General features: G+C 67.8%; 1 pseudogene. It reads right to left on the bottom strand.

The features are described from left to right. Nucleotides 1–208: 208 nt before the first annotated feature. A pseudogene (locus CCN33_RS26460) lies at nt 209–709 on the bottom strand (long-chain fatty acid--CoA ligase); the annotation flags it as partial.

Here is a 709-nt window from a genome sequence, read left to right as displayed (position 1 = left end):
CCGGCGCCGCCCGCCCGCTGCACGGGTATGGCCGCCATGTCCATGCGGCCAGGGTGACAGACAGGCGGGGCGCATAAGCACCGAGTCACCGAAGTGAACGCTCGTGACGGTGAACTGTGTTACCGCCCGGCCAGAACACGCTCAATTCCGGTCATGGCCGAAAGAGAACCCACCGGGGCGGCCGAAAAACCACCCCGGCGGGTGCCGCTCACGCCTCGCGGGCCCCGTTGTACATCTCGTCGATCAGGCCCTTGTACTCCCGCTCGACCACCGGCCGCTTCAGCTTCAGGCTCGGCGTGATCTCGCCGTGCTCCACGTCGAGGTCGCGCGGCAGCAGCCGGAACTTCTTGATGGTCTGCCAGCGCTGCAGCCCCTCGTTGAGCTGCTTCACGAACCCGTCGACCAGCTCGACGGTCTGCGGCGCGGCCACCACCTCGGCGTACGACTTGCCCTCCAGGCCGTTCTCGGCGGCCCACTGGAGGATCGCGGGCTCGTCGAGCGCGATGAGGGCGGTGCAGTAGTTCCGGTCGGCGCCGTGCACCAGGATGTTGGAGACATAGGGGCAGACCGCCTTGAACTGGCCCTCGACCTCGGCGGGCGCCACGTACTTGCCGCCCGAGGTCTTGATGAGGTCCTTCTTGCGGTCGGTGATGCGCAGATAGCCGTCGGCGGACAGCTCGCCGATGTCGCCGGTGTGGAACCAGCCGTC

Origin of the sequence: Streptomyces recifensis, from assembly GCF_002154615.1 — a bacterium.
GTDB classification, from domain to species: domain Bacteria; phylum Actinomycetota; class Actinomycetes; order Streptomycetales; family Streptomycetaceae; genus Streptomyces; species Streptomyces griseoluteus.
The sequence above is the reverse complement of the archived record's forward strand: the minus strand, read 5'-3'. Positions and strand labels throughout refer to the sequence as shown.